Origin of the sequence: Bythopirellula polymerisocia, from assembly GCF_007860015.1 — a bacterium.
In the GTDB taxonomy this organism is placed as follows: domain Bacteria; phylum Planctomycetota; class Planctomycetia; order Pirellulales; family Lacipirellulaceae; genus Bythopirellula; species Bythopirellula polymerisocia.
This window is the reverse complement of the sequence record NZ_SJPS01000001.1, coordinates 976,292-993,906: the sequence shown is the minus strand read 5'-3', so window position 1 is coordinate 993,906 and position 17,615 is coordinate 976,292. Positions and strand designations below refer to the sequence as shown.

Genomic DNA, 17,615 nt, shown 5'->3' with positions numbered 1-17,615 from the left:
GCAGTCATTACAGGCTGGAAGCTTGCACCACGGACGAGTGAAATGGCTATGCTTCTTGCTCTTGCCCCTCTTCGCCCAATTGCTGAAGCAGTTCGTCCCAAGTGAGACAGACTTGGCCGATGCGGTTGTTGAGGCGCTCGGAGAGGGATTGGTGGTTGTACTGAGAGCGGGCGGCGGTGACTTCGTCCTCCATGGCGGAGAGCCAATCGGGGAGATCGAGTCCGGCGCCGCTGGGTTCCTCGGCGAGGCTAGCGATCTCGCGTTCCAGCGCGTCGAAGGCTTCCTGGCGTTCAGAGCCTTCGGCGGTGAGGGCGGGTTCGACGAGGGCTTTCACGCGGTCTATCAGCAACGGCCGGACAAATCGCTCGGCGATGCGGTCGGCGATTGTGGCTAGTCGCATCCCATACTCTTGGCTTAGTTGCTCCAAGCGGGCGATGTGGGCATCGGCGGCCTCGGTGGTGCGTTCGGCAAATGCCTGGCACCAAATCTCGGCGGCGAGCAGACGACGATTGCGAATCAGAATCTCGTGGGCCCAGATGACCGGCTTCAGGTTCCAGGCGACGCGGTCGTAGGTGGCGCGAAGGCGCAAGAAATCCACGAGCATGTAGAGCTGTTCACCGTGATCGGACTGAGTGGTCGTGGTGTTATAGTCTCGGTAGACACGGTAATTCTCTACGACGGCCTCGAGCGCGATGGTGAGAAATTCGACAGCCTCGTTGCGGGGATAGGAGTCGTCGATTTCCCTGAGGAGACGAATCTCGTCTTCTGCATCGGGGTTCTCTTCCAGACATTCGAGCCAAGTGTCGACTCCCTGGTGCAGAATGCCACGCAGGTTGCCGAGACTGCTCATCAGGCTCATATCAAATAGGTCACGGCCAAACCGCTTGATAAAGGCGACAAACCGCTCCCAGTCGGGCTTTTCGGCGAGCTTTTCGACTACACTCAAACGAAGTGTGCGGCTGTGTTGGAGCCAGCGGTCCAATTGCTGTTCGGTCAACAGTTGCATAGCGTCGATGAGCAGATGGTCGGCGTGTTGTGATTCTTCGTCGGCCGACGCGTCGTCCCAGACTTCGGCAGATGCAATCATCGAGCGGACGATGGCTTGATAGCCATTTTCAAAGAGCCGATCAAATTCAGTGACGGCTCCCTGTCCGACGGGGTGGTTGCTTTCCATGTCTTGAGCAATCTGGAGCAACTGACAGGTTTCACGGATCAAGCCCAATTGGGGCAACCAACCCAGAAGATCGTTAAGCAGGTGTTGCAGGCAGCGGGTGTTGACGATTTGCCGTGGTTCGCCCCCGCGGGAATGAGGTACATACAAAAGTGGTTGGCTCGCCAGCGCGGCGGCAAAAACATCCCATTCGGCGCGGACACCTGCAGGATCGCCAGCGAGGACCGACTGCAGTACTTGGACCGATGGAAGATCGATAGGTTCAGCAAGCGATTCGACTGAATTGAGAGCGGAGACCCCGACTGTCGCTGCCAACAAGCGGGCCGCATCCGCTAACTCGACGGAGGTGGTGATGATTTGCTGAATCAAGGATTCCTTGGTGGTGCGGAGCCGATCGTATTCCATCAACGAATCGTGTGATCCTGTGGGGAGGGCAAATTGGAAGCGGTGGACAGTCTCCAGCAGTTCGATCAGCTTGCTGTAGTTGGTCCCCCCCTGAGTGAGCCATTGCTGGAAGATTTGGGAGGGAGCGGTTCCATTGGCATCGGGTTGATCGTTTACCGAGCGGCCCCAGACGATAGTGGCGTGCTTCCAGAGATTGGCGACCGTCGAAAGGAAGTAGAGTCGTTGATCGAGTCGCTGGACCTCGTATTCCCACTCGGATTCTTCGTAGTCGATGGCCTCGTCGTAGATTTCGCCTTCGTTGCCATCGTCGGTTGTATCTCGGTAGACCATCTCTTCGTAGGCAGCACCGAAGAGTTGCTCCTCTTCGTCTTCTTCCTCGTCATCATCAAGCTCGTCGTCTTCGTCTTCAAAGTAGTCCACGTCATTGAGGTCATCAAAGAGGTCACCCAAATCTCCATCGAGCAGCAACGAAGGAACGTTCCAATACTCCTCGGCGTTGGCTTCGAGATAGGCGAAGAAGCGGGCAACTTCCGGCCAGCGATCCTCCCCTGATTCACTTTGCACTTCTTCAACGGTGGCGAGCCAACGGAAGGCAAGTCTGCGGAACGAACTTTCGCCCTCTTCGAGCGGTGTGCGATCTTTCTGGCTGACCCATTGCATCATCAACGCCATCGCTGCGACGGTGTCACCGTGATCGAGGAGTGCTTCGATTACCAGCTCGAATGCTTTGGAATTATCGAACTGATCGACGAACATCCGCCAGAAACCGATGTCTCCCGCAGCAGCACCGGCTTTGTGCCAGGCGTTGAGCGCACCAGCCACCAAATTGGCTGAGACCTCGATTTCCTTAGCCACCAGGCGATTGACTCCTTCCACCGAGTAGGTCGCAAACTGGTCCCACCATTCTGTAAGACTCGCTAGCATTGAAGAGAAAGTCTTCTCCATCTCCGAGTCGTCGATGGCGGCCGACTCACTCCACGCTCGCGCCGTGAGGTCGAGTACTTGTTCCACCAGCTCGATGAGTTCATCGACACGCCAATCGTGAACGCTATTCTCCAAGGCAGGGAACAAGCTGAAGTTACCTGCAAATCCCACTACATTCCACGGATCCACCAAGGCTCCGCACTCGATTGCGCGATGGGTGATCGCGACTATTTCATGTAAGTTTTCAGCGGTGCGGGCAAGCTCTCCGTTGTCGATCGCATCGTGGCCAGCGGTCAGACGGCAGTAGATTTCGCTCAACATGCGGGCAGCCGGAACTCGAACCGAGTCCGCCTGACGCTGAGCCGCATCGGGGTAACCCAGTCGGGCATACAAGTAGGCGAGGTGGACCCGCTGCATTTGCAATGCACGGCGACGAGCCAATTCTTGGTTCAAATACTGCCGAGCGGCGCCAAAGGGTTGGTGAAAATACTGAGATTCAGCACGCAATCGCTCACCGTGGTGACCCTCGATCTGTGAGACAAGCTTTTCGTAAAATGCATCTCGGTAGGCGGCGATGTGCGGCAAGAGGGTCGAGAGGGTGACGGTCGAATCATGGCGACTTGGTCCATCACCGCTCGTGCCGGCGGCCATCAACATGGTGCCGGCCAGGACCGAAGCGGCTTCGAGTTCGCATTCCTCTTGAGAGCAATCGTTCGAGTAAAGATGGTTTTCGCAGCGTGAGAGCAGTCCGTCCAACGTCACCTGCTGCAACACAAAACGACTGTAGTATCCTGCGCTCGTAATGTGGTGTGGGTCCCACTGACCGAAGTGGTAGTTGGGACGTCGGTTCACGGGGTGGTCGAAATCATAGGCCCGCGAGTCGAGGGCGATTTCTTCCAATCGATCCAAATCAAACCAAGCTCGCGCGAGTAGGTCCTCGTCGGTGTTGGCCAAGATATTTAATGCGTGTTCTATGATTCTTTCGTATTTGCCAACTGCTACTCCGGCACCACGGATATAGAGGGGAATCGGCCTGAAGAACTCATGGGGATAGGGTTCAGAGGGGCATCCCGACTCAAGGGTTGCCACTGGGCGATATCCGACAAAATCGTTGATTTGCTGCAAAGCGCCGGCGACTATCCGGTCGACTTCGTTCCAAGGAGTACCTTGGCTCAAGATGGCCTCATAGGCGCGACCAAGGAAAAAAGGTTGACACAATTCACTCGGTTCTTGATGAAACAGCAGGTCTTGATGGAACTGTCTGTAGGCTGGGAGAAAGTGGTCCGAGAGGATAGTGACGACAGCTTCTGCCTGGGCCGTATCGGCGAAGGCTCCCCCCGAGGCGCGAAGTCGGCCCATGGTTTGCTTCAGGTCATTATTGAGCTTTTCCAACGGATCACAGGATCCGGACTCGCAGGCCTGGGAGCGAAAATATGCGTTGAGATTCTTGAGAAACTTTGGATCACTAGTTCCCGAGGAGAAATTGAGATAGCCGACCATTTCCTCCAGCAAGGAGAGGGATTGGGCTTCGGATTGAGGGGAAGTTGGCTTCACAGTGGGGGACAATCAAGGGTGAGGTGACCGATTATTACAGGAAAATAAGAGCGATATTAAGGTGCGGCGGAAAAGGGACGGAGAGGTGTAAGTACTCGCTTGTTGTTCCCAATTCCTGGAGGCGCGAACCGATTTTGTCACGATACTATTTCACTAAAATTCGTGTGCGATCTGTGACAATCCTTGGAAAAAGAAAGTACAGGCTCTAATCCGGGCTCCCAGTCGCGCCTCTATGGTAAGGGACCCCCCGGGCCGTGGTCTAGGCGCCAAAACCCCCAGATTAACGACGAAATCAGCCAAATTCGAAGTTCTAAATATTTTGGCATTGGCTACAGGTGTGATTAGAATGGAATCGTTGCCGAACGGTCCCCTTCGCCTGCCGCGAACTTTCGGCTACACCGGCACAATTGTGATGAAAGTAGCTTTTGTAATGCATGCATTGACGAGACGGCACCAAGATTTCCCCAACTCCTCCCTCCTGAGTATTGTGCTCCTAGGAAGTTGGATAGTCGGAATCGCCCTTTTCTGCGCTCCACAGGAGTCCCGGGCCAGTTCGTTGGTGAGTTATGCCGAGGCGGCTCCACTGGGACTTGAGCGAGTATGGTTTGCGCAAGCGCGGGTTGATGTTTCACGGCATCGCGTGACGAATTGGGTTTTGTACCAGGATAATTTGCTGGCAGCCAGCAACGGGGGACTGGTTCAGTCTTTCAATGCTGAGACGGGCGAAACCTTGTGGGCGACTCAAGCCGGCCCACTCGATCAGCCAGCGTTTGGTCCGGCGGCCAGTCAGAACTACGTCGCGCTGGTGAGCGGGGCCTCGCTGTACGCACTGGATCGCGCGAACGGACGACTGTTATGGAGCCAGCCCCTGGGGAGTGCCCCAGCCGCGGCACCCGCGCTGAGCGACACGGATGCTTATGTTCCTTTTTTGAGCGGTCGCATTGAAAGCTATCAACTCGACGATCCCAAAAAGCCGACGTGGTATTTCCAATCCGTCGGACGAATTTTCCATGCTCCAACCGTTAGTGGTGATCTCGTCTCTTGGCCAACTTCGCGTGGCTATTTATACGTGGGGCAGTCGACGTCACCCCATGTGCTCTATCGCATACAGACGAATTCCATTGCCGTCGCCCCACCGACCGAAGGTTTTAATTTGTTGTATGTAGCTGTCGAAGATGGCAATGTTCATTGTTTCAAGTTGCTCAACGGCCAGGAGAAATGGCGTTATTCGATGGGCTTCCCCGGCACGGGTCGGCCGGGCGTAGTAGGTGAGCGACTTTATGTCGCGTCGAGCGAACCGATGCTGCATGCCCTCGATGCAGTGAGTGGGAAGGAGCTGTGGAGTATCCCCGATGTCACCCATTTCGCGGCTCAAGGGACGAAGAACGTTTATGGACTCGACGGAAGGGGACGACTAGTGGTAATCAACAAAGAGACGGGTCAATACGTTGGCACCCTGCCCGGTCCAGGGAGATTCCAGGCGGTGTTCAACGAGCAATCAGACCGCATCTATCTAGTGGATAGCCGGGGCCTCGTGCAGTGTCTGCGGGAAATCGGCGCGGTCGAACCGACAATGCATCGCGAAACCGCGGCCGAAGCGGGAGGAGACGAAACACAAGAAGAGGGTACAAGCCCATTTGCCGAAGAGGCCCCCGCAGACGATCAACCCCCGATGGACCAGCCCGCCGCGGACGACGCAGAAGAGAGTCCCTTCTCTGCCGAACCAAACGACGACAATCCATTTGGATTCTGAACTGGAAGTTCTCACCATCTTTCTACACTCATAAATGCTTGGCCAGATGAACCTCCAGGGTCTGTAGCTCAAGTTTGTCATCGTAGTCTGGAACTTTTCACCGGAGTCAAACAGCGACTCCCGACTGTATTGAATTCTCCAAGCAGGTCCAGGCACCTCTTGAGGAGGCGCTACTCAATCAAATACGTCGCTCGAATAGGACAGGACTTCCTTACGGGAACGAAGCTTGGGTCAAACGAATGGCCAAGAAACTGGATCTCGACCTGGCGATTCCACCGCACAGGAGGCCGAAGAAAGTGACAAAACACGGAAAATAGTTCTGGCCCGTGTTTTCTTTTAACCTGGCCTAACCAGCAGGGCCTTTCACTTTTTCACAATGGATAAACGACCTAGCGAGATGGCTCGACATGCTGCTGGCATCAATTCACCGTGTGAGCTACTTGAGTCAGACAACTCCGTAGAGAAAAAGAATTTGCTCGGCCCAAATCGCGAAAGCTCATCATAGCTTTCCGCCAACAGCATAATGCGGCGAACCTGTCGTAAAAAAATGTCTGCCGGATCAATACTCTAGCACGATTTCTTCCGAAGCTATGCACGAGGGCCGGGCAGCCACGTCCTCAATCTCCACAACCAACTTGTAGGTTCCTCTTTTTAGCGATTCCGGGATAACGAGACTCAAAGTGGCATATTTGAGATCTCCTGGTTGGAAGTTTTGTAGCTCGAGTGGTTCAGTAATCTGATGGGCCACGAGGGAGTTGGGTTCGTTGACTAGCCATAATGTGACCTTCAATTCCATCACCATATCGAATCTCCTGGAACTCCTGGTCAAATTCTTTGGTTCCAAGTAGAGCAACAGCGGCTGACCCGGCTTAAGCTTGCCGGAAGTGTCTTCCTCGAATTGCTGCAATCCCTTGATCTCTCGGCAGACGGCAATCGTTTCCAACTCCAATTCCCGACGCAGCACATCAACATCCGGGCGAAGCCTACGGAAATTCTCAATGTCTACTTCCGCAATTTCGCTGCCGGTGGCATCGATCCAGGCCAGTGATTTCACGTCGACCAATGATTTGAGCCCTTTCAAAGTCACAGAACCGAGTGTAATTCCAAATCGCGCTGGTGAGCCATGTTCGTCCAACTTGCTCAAAAGCTCTTGTAGTCCTTCATCAGAAGCCTTTACCTCAAGGCGTGAGTCTGGAGGACTACCGCGGAATACTACGGCAACGTGATCGTCGCTGTTGGGCGGTCCTTGGAGCTGGCTCGCGCTCAAGGAGTCCGACACCACCCAATAATCCCCTTCGCTGCGCACAAAAAACCCGCCGTAGTCGCGTTTGGTCGGCGAGGCCGCGAAGGAATTCGTCCAGTCGGGTCGTGGTGGTACTTGACCAGTTGAGATTTGAAGTTGCCATTGTTTGTCGGTCATCCGCTCTTCAGCAGGTTGATTGAATTCATAGAATGAGTAGACGGGGCCCACATACGCCGCCACATCGCTCTCATTGTCCACGGCAAGAACGGCAAAATTGACATCCCCCACCCCCACTTGGATCGCCTTGTGATCCCTCGGATTGGTATGCACGTCGGCGATGATTGGGTCCCACAAGGAGGGATCCTTCTCGTCATAGAGTAATTCGCAATACCAGCCGTCGTAATGGGGCTTGCCCCCAGAACCGTACGGGAGTGTGCCGCGTCGATCGATGGTCGTTTCAATGAATAGCCGCTGCGCGTCTGTCATCGGCTCACCAGCAAGCTCTTGAATCGAGATCGCCTCGAGTTGATTCATGACCCCAGCAAAGCGTGCCAAAAAACGGACTTGCTGCTGCTTAGTACGCTGATAACTTTCCCGCTGGTTGGCAATTTCATGCTGCATCTCCAATGCTTCGATTCGATCCGCAGTCGTGCTCGCCATTTCGCCCAACTTCCGGTAAATCGCGGGGTAAGGTTCGACAAATCCATCAGGGTATTCACACATGGGAACACCTGTGTACGACTGCTTAGTATAGAGCACGTTGTCATGACGCAATTCAGACCACGAAGCAAGCTGCGTTTGCAGTTGTTTGTCGCGCCAAACGGATCCCTGCATCACTTCAGGAAGGAATCCCTTCTCTGGTAGATCATCCAGCGTTCGCAAAGTGTCCAGCCAACGGTGATAAACATTCCCTTTCCAAAAACTTGGAGCCAACTGATCAACGAAGCCACGCGAGGCCATCAAGTTCGCACTATACTTCCACTTTCGCAGTTCGGGTTCGAGCAGCCACAGGGCATGGTTGTTTCCGAGCGCAGCAGCCACGTCCTAGCTAGTTGGCATCATCCTTTCTTGTTTTTCTCCTTTAAAAATAATTGAGTCGAAAACCGAGTGCGAAAGCAACATCGAGTCAACTGCAAACGTCTGACCGAACACCTGAAACAGCGATGGAGGGAGAACCTTGTGCGTGTCGTTCGGATTTGAAACGATCGACTGAGACCGGATTCGCTGGCGAGCCTGACCAGAACCCTCAAGTGCCGCAGCAAACTGCTCCAATTGCCGTCCATCTTCTCCTAACAACGTGTCGGCCGTCGTGTTTTTCTCGCTCTCTAGCAAAGCCAGCATCTGGGACACGGTCAGGTTGTCGCTTTCTCCTGTCAGCAACTCAATGAAACGACAAATAGAATTCAGGCGTTCGACGTTGCCTGAGTCGCGTACCAGTTCGCTAAGCAGAGCGGCATCCAGCAGTTCGCGCCGCCAATCAACTTCAATGCCGGCTACCGGATCTACGGGCAACACGTTGAATCCACAATCGGCTCGTCCTAACCACATCATGCAGCGAAAATAGTGAGACAGCTGAGAGCCCAACGGAGCCGATTCTGAGTAGTGACCACGTGGCTGAAACTGCGAATAGTCGACGTAGCGCTTTCCTCCATAGATCTCTGTGAAGTATGGCTCGGTCTGGACCTGCAGTCTTAACGAATCGATGTCTTCCAACCTAGAAAGAGCTTCTCCATCCTGTTCGAATTTGGTCGGCACAACTAACTTGACTCCCCACTCCTGACTTACTGCACCTGCCAATAGATTGCGAGCGACTGTCAGGTAGAGATCGACGTCTTGGTAACTCGCCGTTATTTCTTTGCCATCTTGCACCTGTGTGGCTAATTGCTCGTGACAATCTTTGAGCAGGTCCGCAATCGTTGGCATCAAGAAACTGTATTCAATCCTCTGCAGCAAATTGTCATAGGATCGATGCCAGGCGTGCAGAACCGAATCGGTTGTCACCAAGACTGGCAAGTCCGATGCGTAGATCTGGTAGTAAGCCGACCCGAAACTGTGCCGCTGTAGGGGGTCGACAACCACCAAGCCGTTATCTTTAAATCGTGTCTGCTCTTCTTCCGTCATCTTGAGTCCCTGACGGATAACATCGTAATATTTTGCTTCCCCTGGATCGAAGGAGAGAGGATTATCACCGCTGGCTATGAGCTCCAAGCGTTCTTGTAGCTGCTCAAACGTCAGATCCTGGTAAGATTCCAAGATTCGTTCATATTCCTGGGCAATCAATTCTTCGAGCGATTGAGCACCGAGGGGCTCACTGTCTTTGGACTGTGCGAAGAGCGTCGCTGTGAATAGAAGAAAGTACCCCAACAGAAGAAAAGGGAATCGCATGAAAAACTCCTTTTACCAGTGACAAGGTCGACCCGTAAACCTAATCCCGTCCGGCATGGCTGGCAACCCGAGTCGATAGAACCCCTTTACGCTCAAAACAAGAAAAGGGATCGCAATTACATTAAATGATGCGACGCTATCAGCCGGCAGGTTCCTCACGCACTCACATGCAACCCTCAACGTGGAGGACTGTGCCGTGGAGGACGACCTCCTCTGCGAAAATCCGGAGACGGAGTCCCTCGGTAATTGCGCGGAATCACCGGCCAATCTTCTGTTAAGAAGTAGGCATAGGTTCCCTCGGGGTACTCGGGCGTGATGCAAACACGACCGTTACACTCGTCAAGATCACCAAGTCCTTCTTCGAAAACATAGTCCGCGACGAAGGTGCCGTCGTACTTGCCGTCGGGCAGGTTGCCACCAGGCCTCGTTCCTTCTTTGAGGCGATAACTGGACTTGAGCCCCTTCACCTGGGACTTGTTGTCATCGGGATTGGCGAAACCGTAGATTGCATAGATCGGAAACCCATCTGCCGCCCAACCGACGATTGAAGAATGCGACGAACCGTCAACCTTAAGCACTTTCAGCAAGTCTACTGGCAAGCCGTGATAGTGATAAGCACCAGTCGGCTGGACGTGGGCATGATTGGCGTCGATGCCTAGTGGAACCGCGCCGGAGAGTGGCTCATAATGCCAACCTCCCCGAGGATTGCCCCGATACACCTCGGCCGCGCCCGGATCGAACGGAATTCCATTGACGGCAATACCGAAACTCTGACCAGCAGCCGGCGTCACGCGCTGGGCGATTTCCGGTTTTGCAGGGACCCGATAGGAGTACGATTGCTCAGCTATTCGATTGGGGTTTCCCCGATTGGGGAAACGTCCGGTTTGATGATCGGGAATGCCATTGGCCCGGATCACACGATAATCTCCTGCGATCTCGATTGATACCTCATTGGTGCCTGGCGATTGCACGGTCGCCGGCACCAAGTGCAGTTTGCCTGCCTGAGTGATTGTATGTTCTCTCAACGGCGGGGGTCCGAAATGATTTCACTGAGCAAATGCAAACATCGCGAGCAGGTTCACGGCCAGAAAGCTCGCAGACAAACAGAGATTGCGTATTCGCATCACTAGCTCCTTTTCATGCAGGTTGCGTCCTCATTCACAGTGTGCGAATACGCAACTCTTTTTTTAATTATCTGGGTTTTCTTCGAGCTTGTTTGATCGAGTCTCTTGCTAGTTCCTCGATCACACTATCCAACTCGTTTCCAGAAGGCCTCTCGAACGCCAATTCGCGTGGGCCTGGTCGAGATTGCCTCTCGTGTCGCAGATGTCCAACTTTGCCCTGCATCCTGCCGTCGACACCAAAATCTAGGTTCTTTGCAACCTGACCTCCAACAGAGATCAACACATCGGTCGTCTCAGCTACCGTTCCACTGGCGGTTGGTCGCAGAACGCGAACCTGATAATCACCTGTTTCCAGGAAGTTGCCAAAGGAGTAGTGTCCCCGCGAGTCTGTAGTCGTCGAATCTACCACAGAGCCTTCGTCGTCCAATAGCTCAACAGCAACTCCAGCCAGACCTTGCTCACCAGTTCGTTGCGAACCGGCCCTGTTGCCATCGGCAAACACAGTCCCACTCACGGTGGCAGACATGAAGAACACATTGTCCTGCAAATTCGTGACGGTCGTGTTTCTCTGGATAACATCGGACAGTGTCGTGAGCTTCAATTGACTGACGTCCCCTGTGCTGAAACTGTTTTCGTACCAGAATCGATCGCCATCGCGTAGTCGTGTAAACTGATCCACCACAATCGCCCGGGTTAGTTCTCCGACACTGCTACCTTCCACGTGATCTTCGGCCAGCGCACCGACCCACAGGTCAATATCGTCCACGGTCATGTAAAGATCAGCAAGAGTTTGCTGCAACTCAACGTCCGACGTAATCTCCAAAAAGCTGCTCACTCGGTCGAGGCCATAAGCTTCGCGGACCGAATTGTAGTCTGCCAGGCCGTGGTCTCTGCCGCGCTGAATGTTGAGCGACGCCAGGTCCAATCCCCCTTCCCCTGGCTCACCGAACAGAAAGTTACGGACACTGTCGACAATCTGATTGTCGATTTCCTGAGACTGCGACGAGGCAGAGTACTTCAGGATCGCGTCGATGCCCGTCTCCTGTAGCAGGCCTGGATTGAAGAACGCTTCGGCAAGTTCTATCTCGTCACGGACGGCCCGGCCATCGTTGCCAAAGAACTCGATGTCGTCGTTTAGTAAGCTGTGGCCAAGTCGGTACGCGGCGGTGGAGAATTCATTCGCAATTCCCGGATTCACGCTCGGGTCGTAACCTTCATAGTCCGGAATGGCGTTTTCTCCTAAAAGCGCCGGCAGGAATTCCTCGTAGGTAATGACTTGAATTTCAGCGATGACAATTGCTCGCGCTTGCTGATAAATCTCCTCGTCCGAGAGACTAGGGTTCTGCAGAGCAATCTGCTCGGCCCACCAGTTGTGCTCGCGCACAAAGAGCGTTTGCATCGAGGTAAGTTCGATATTCTCACTCGCGCGAATGTCGCCCGCCAAAAAGTTCCCATACTCATCCATTGGCAGCAAATCACCCTCGCTGGTCAGCAGCTTCCCTCCTACGAACGTTCGCAAACTATCGGCGGTTGCCTGGTCCGAACCATACACTTGAGAACCGTCGACATACGCAGTAATTGCATTTATTTGCTCGCGCGGATTGTCCACACTGTCACCTGTCGAAGTGTCGAACAGTGATCGCATAAATGGGATAAACTGGCTCCCCGTTCCATCGGGATCAAAGTAGGGATCGTCCGTGGGGACTTCGACAAAGGCGGATTCGGAATCGCCCGACAAGCTCAGATCAATGTCGTGATCCAGGAATTGGCCCCACACATACACAAACGCCGACAATTGACGTTCATTGCCAGATGCATCGGGATCTTGCTTAGCAAGTGCATTACTGACCTCGCGGGCACTTGGTCGGTCTTCACCTGCAAGTTCCGAAATACCATCGGCATAATCGGATCCCGCTACACGCAGGAGCTGGCTGCCAGCGATTCCCAGTTCAGGGTTTTCCAAATTGTTCCCCGCCCCGTCGATAGATCGAGATTCGGCAGGCGAAGATGGAATGATAAGCTCGCTCCCATTGCTTTCGCGTGATTCCCTTCGGTTAGTTTCAGTTTGCGAAGTGTCTCGTGCGATTATCTGGGGGCTCGCCTGACCGACGATTGCTGGCGGCCCGAACTCGGTGCGTGGGGGTGGAGGAAGCAGATGGCCTCGATCAAACCCGATGTCGGCCGCCATAAGATTTCTCTCCTCAAGTCGCTCAATATTCCAATTTTTCTCGGTTTTCATCGCTACTCTCCTCTAGTTCCGGTGTTGAAAAGAAAAGCTAGTAATCCAAGCCAATCGCACGGTGCCTCTCCCGTACGTCAGCCACAGCACACTTCAACAGTGTTAAATAATCATGAACCCTCCTTCCTGCCCCGGAATAGATTCGTCGTTCATGTTCTTAAACGGATTGCCTGCGGAACAATCTACAGGTCACCGGCAAATATTTTTTCCCAATTCGCCGACGGCGATTGGTCCGGCTATAATCTCAAATAGTTGCGGCCCGGGAAGAATTGCTGGCCTCGCAAAACACTTATACCAGTTAGCAGCAGCATGACTCCCGACGTAGACAATCTGCGCGATTTCAGCGAGCAATTACTGAACGGAGATCGCGAAGCCTTGGCGAAACTACTTGCCTTGCATCGTCAGCGACTCTGGAGAATCGTCCATTTGCGGCTCGATCCCTGCATGGCTGGCCGAGTTGATCCTGATGATATTCTCCAGGAAGCCTACATCGCTGCTTCCCTGCGGCTTGTTCATTATTCCGAGCAAAGACATTTCTCCCCATTCGTCTGGCTGCGAATGATCGTAGGACAAACGCTAATCGACGTTCATCGCCGACATGTGGGAGCTCAACAACGAGATGCAAGACGTGAAACAGTGAAACAAGACTACGCTGTTTCTCTCGCAAGTTTTCACTTGGCCTCAGCACGCCAAAGAAGAACCTCCCCGAGCCACGCGGTCCTCCGCTCGGAAAGAAATAGCATGCTCCATGCAGCCATCGAGTCCTTGAAACCAAGCGATCAAGAAGTACTCGAGTTACGACACTTCGAAGAACTGACCAACAACGAAGTTGCAGAAGTTCTGGGAATCGAACCCAAAGCTGCCAGTATTCGGTACGTCCGCGCGATAACCCGCTTGAGGGAAGTCGCCGCCGCGACGCCAGGACTATCCGAAGTACTAACGCAATAATCCCAGCGAGTTGTTCTCCACTCACTAGCTCGCGAATTTCAGTATCCTGGTTTTCATTGACAACTGCCGCCAGGAATTGGAGATCAGCCAGATCCCAGTCCCTTCTCCACTGACTCGCGCCTAACAACCAGAGTCTAGCGCCTTCTCCCTCATGAGCGGAATGGTGCTAGCCACCGTTTCTTCTCCCCTCGCGCCGCAACATTCCTACTGTGGAAAAGTGGTTGGCCCTGGCAAGTAACATGAGCTACAGTAACTTCGCGGAAAATGACTTTATCGAACCTACTACCGACTCACAGTCTCGAATCGATCCTGCAGCGCCTCGACTTGCATTTCTTCTTCGCGTAGTGCTTCGAGTGCGGCGATTGCGGCTGTGGCGGCTTCAATAGTGGTGAGACAGGGGACGCCAGCCTGGACCGCGGCGGCGCGAATTTTGCCCTCGTCGGTGCGGGCGCCTTTACCACGAGGGGTGTTCATCACAAGGGCTACGTCATCGTTGGCCAGATAATCAAGTAAGTTGGGATGCCCTTCGCGTATTTTTTTAACCGGTTGCGAGGGAATACCTGCGTCGCTCAGCACCCGGGCAGTTCCTTCAGTTGCCAGCAGCGAATACCCCATCTCATGTAGTCGGCGAGCGAGATCGATCGCCTGGGGTTTTCCGCGATCGGCGACACTCACAAATACATTCCCTTCAATAGGAAGCACCGTACCGGCCGCGAGCTGGCTCTTGGCAAACGCCATGCTGAACCGCGGGCTAATTCCCATTACCTCGCCGGTGGAGCGCATTTCGGGGCCGAGCACAATGTCTACGCCGGCGAACTTGATAAATGGCAACACACTCTCTTTCACCGAGACATGGCTGGGCACAGGGTCTTCGGTGATCCCTTGCTCAGCCAGCGAGACGCCTGCCATTACTTTGGCGGCAATCTTGGCAACTGGCATTCCCGTCGCCTTAGCGACAAAAGGCACCGTGCGACTCGCGCGGGGATTGACTTCGATCACGTAAAGAACGGGGCGCGAGATTCGAGATTCGAGATTCGAGTTAATCTCGGATTCCCTCGCCTCGATACTCGCGCCTAGCAACTCGTCACTTTCCTCCCACCTCACTGCGAACTGCACGTTCATCAAGCCGACGACCTTTAGCTCACGGGCAAGAGCAGCGGTTGCTTCGCGGATTTCTTTCACCACAGGTCCTGGCAAACTGTACGGCGGAATCGCGCAAGCCGAGTCGCCGGAATGGATGCCTGCCTCTTCGATGTGTTCCATGATCCCGGGGACAATCACGTCGCGACCATCGCAGATCGCGTCGACATCCACTTCAGTCGCCCCTTCCAAAAATCGGTCCAACAAAACTGGCTGGCCCTGGGCAACAACGAACGCCTCGGCAGTGAACTTTTCGAGTTGCTGCTGGTCGTAGCAGATTTCCATCGCCCGGCCGCCAAGCACGAAACTTGGGCGTACCAACAGTGGATAGCCAATCTTTGTCGCGACTCGGCGGGCCTGATCCATCGTACGAGCGATCCCGTTGGCAGGTTGCTTGAGATCGAGCCGTTCCAAGAGTTGCTGGAACTTTTCACGATCCTCTGCAGCCTCGATCGCCTCGACGCTAGTGCCAATGATCGGCACTCCAGCGGACTTCAAAGCACGGGCCAGATTCAAAGGCGTCTGCCCACCGAATTGCACAATGACCCCATCCGGCTCGACGCGATCACAGATGTTGAGCACATCCTCAACGGTGAGCGGTTCAAAGAACAGCAGATCGCTCGTATCATAGTCTGTGCTGACAGTTTCCGGGTTCGAGTTGACCATCACCGATTCGATGCCCAATTCACGCATAGCAAAGCTGGCATGGCAGCAGCAATAGTCAAACTCGATCCCCTGGCCTATGCGGTTCGGACCGCCACCGAGGATCATGACCGTCAATGGACGAGATTCGGGTTTCGATAGCGGAGAGCCAGGCAATGGATCCAAAATTCTGGCCCTCGATTCTCGACTCTCAGCTCTTATCTGCTTGGAGGGAATCTCGTCTTCTGTCTCATACGTCGAATAGTAATAAGGAGTGTAGGCCTCAAACTCGGCGGCGCACGTATCGACTGACTTGAAAGTGGCGACGATCCCCAAATCAATCCTGCGCTGCCTGACCTCGATCTGGGTACTGCTGAGCATGATTGCCAATTGCCGATCCGAAAATCCTTGCCGCTTGGCGGTTCGCAGTAGGTCCGGCGAGAGATCGTCCCAGCCTCCGACGCTGCGGATTCGCTCTTCGGTCTCAACGATTTCAGCCAGGTTATCGAGAAACCAGGGATCGATATTTGTCAGTTCGTAGATCCGCGCAGGGGTCATGCCACTCTTTAGCGCGTAGCGAAGATACCACACCCGCTGCGGACCAGGACGGGATAGTTTTTCTTTGATCTCTTCCTCGGTTGGCTGCCGGTCGGTGCCCCACAGGTCCGTGCCATCACATCCGAAACCGAAACTGCCAACTTCCAGCCCACGCAGTGCTTTCTGGAACGATTCCTTAAATGTGCTGCCGATGGCCATCGTCTCGCCCACGCTCTTCATCTGCGTGGTGAGTGTGTCGTCTGCCTCGGGGAATTTTTCGAAGGCAAATCGTGGAATCTTCGTTACCACATAGTCGATCGTTGGTTCAAAGCAGGCGGTCGTCTTGCGGGTGATGTCGTTTGGCAGTTCATGAAGCAGATATCCAACAGCCAGTTTCGCGGCAATCTTTGCGATCGGAAAACCAGTTGCCTTGGATGCCAAAGCACTGGATCGGCTCACCCGAGGATTCATCTCGATGACGATCATCTGCCCGGTCTGAGGATGAATGGCAAACTGGATGTTCGAACCCCCCGTCTCAACACCGATCTCACGGATTACGGCCAAACTGGCGTCCCGCATCCGCTGGTATTCCTTATCCGAAAGAGTTTGCGCGGGTGCTACTGTGATCGAATCCCCCGTATGAACCCCCATCGGATCAAAGTTTTCGATCGCACAGATGATCACGACGTTGTCATCTACGTCTCGCATTACCTCCATCTCGAATTCCTTCCAACCGATGATCGACTGTTCTATCAGCACTTCATTGGTGGGAGATTGATCGAGTCCGCGGCGAACGAGTTCGTCATATTCCTGTCGATTGTACGCGATGGCTGACCCGCTCCCTCCCATCGTGAAGCTGGGCCGAACGACAGCCGGCAGGCCGATGTCCTTCACCCACTCGCGGGCATCGTCAATGTTTTGAATCGTCTTGCCGCGACATACCTCCAGACCGATCTTGGCCATCGCCTGCTTAAACCGTTCACGACTTTCAGCCTTGTCGATTACGTCAGCATTGGCGCCGATCATTTCGACTCCGTGCTTTTCCAGCACGCCATGCTTCTCGAGTGCTATTGCCAAGTTGAGCGCTGTCTGTCCACCGAGTGTTGGCAACAGCGCATCGGGCCGCTCGGCCTCGATCACCTTAGCGACCATCTCCCAGGTGAGCGGTTCAATGTAAGTGCGGTCGGCCGTGGAAGGATCGGTCATGATCGTGGCAGGGTTTGAGTTGACCAGGATCACCTCATACCCTTCCTCACGAAGGGCCTTGCAGGCCTGAGTCCCTGAATAGTCAAACTCGCAAGCCTGACCAATCACAATCGGCCCTGAACCAATAATCAAAATACGGTGGATATCGTCTCTTCGTGGCACGGCTCTATCGTGGTTGAAAGCTTTAGCCGCGATGCAATTCATCGCACGGCATGGATTCAAAAACCTGTGTAAAATCGCTCTATCGTAGCCCGAAGTGGGGGGAAGGTTCAAGGGCCGGAAGTATGCGAGATATGGGTCAGTTTGAACAAAAATCGTGGAGCTGCCATTACAGGCTGGAAGCC

At 54.1% G+C, this 17,615-nt stretch carries 6 protein-coding genes and 1 pseudogene; 2 read left to right on the top strand and 5 right to left on the bottom strand.

The window, feature by feature from the left end; all coding sequences use genetic code 11:
• Positions 1-46: 46 nt before the first annotated feature.
• Positions 47-4,054: a hypothetical protein gene (locus Pla144_RS24440; protein WP_197530367.1), complete on the bottom strand. Its 4,008-nt coding sequence runs from the start codon at positions 4,052-4,054 to the stop codon at positions 47-49.
• 346 nt (positions 4,055-4,400) lie between these two features.
• On the opposite strand from Pla144_RS24440, the gene Pla144_RS03850 reads away from it, so the two are divergent.
• Complete coding sequence (locus Pla144_RS03850) at positions 4,401-5,807, top strand: outer membrane protein assembly factor BamB family protein (protein ID WP_197530366.1); 1,407 nt, start codon at positions 4,401-4,403, stop codon at positions 5,805-5,807.
• 559 nt (positions 5,808-6,366) lie between these two features.
• Here the strand turns inward: Pla144_RS03850 and Pla144_RS25010 are convergent.
• From Pla144_RS25010 to Pla144_RS03830, 3 genes and pseudogenes are all read right to left on the bottom strand, one after another.
• Positions 6,367-9,171 (bottom strand): annotated as a pseudogene (locus tag Pla144_RS25010) (DUF3160 domain-containing protein).
• A gap of 440 nt (positions 9,172-9,611) precedes the next feature.
• Positions 9,612-10,460 carry a YHYH protein gene (locus tag Pla144_RS03835; protein WP_146447971.1) on the bottom strand — a complete coding sequence of 283 codons (849 nt, stop codon included), beginning with the start codon at positions 10,458-10,460 and terminating at the stop codon, positions 9,612-9,614.
• Between the two features lie 166 nt (positions 10,461-10,626).
• Complete coding sequence (locus Pla144_RS03830; RefSeq protein ID WP_146447970.1) at positions 10,627-12,798, bottom strand: peroxidase family protein; 2,172 nt, start codon at positions 12,796-12,798, stop codon at positions 10,627-10,629.
• 309 nt (positions 12,799-13,107) lie between these two features.
• Here Pla144_RS03830 and Pla144_RS03825 point away from each other — a divergent pair, with 309 nt between their 5' ends.
• Complete coding sequence (locus tag Pla144_RS03825; RefSeq protein ID WP_146447969.1) at positions 13,108-13,746, top strand: sigma-70 family RNA polymerase sigma factor; 639 nt, start codon at positions 13,108-13,110, stop codon at positions 13,744-13,746.
• 282 nt (positions 13,747-14,028) lie between these two features.
• Here the strand turns inward: Pla144_RS03825 and carB are convergent, their stop codons facing one another.
• Positions 14,029-17,433: a carbamoyl-phosphate synthase large subunit gene (gene carB / locus Pla144_RS03820; RefSeq protein WP_146447968.1), complete on the bottom strand. Its 3,405-nt coding sequence runs from the start codon at positions 17,431-17,433 to the stop codon at positions 14,029-14,031.
• Positions 17,434-17,615: the final 182 nt, after the last annotated feature.

What these genes read in the sequence shown, in the direction of transcription:
- Pla144_RS03825 (WP_146447969.1), top strand. Translation starts at nt 13,108, where the DNA reads ATGACTCCCGACGTAGACAATCTGCGCGATTTCAGCGAGCAATTACTG.
- Pla144_RS03830 (WP_146447970.1), bottom strand. Translation starts at nt 12,798, where the DNA reads ATGAAAACCGAGAAAAATTGGAATATTGAGCGACTTGAGGAGAGAAAT.
- Pla144_RS03850 (WP_197530366.1), top strand. Translation starts at nt 4,401, where the DNA reads ATGGAATCGTTGCCGAACGGTCCCCTTCGCCTGCCGCGAACTTTCGGC.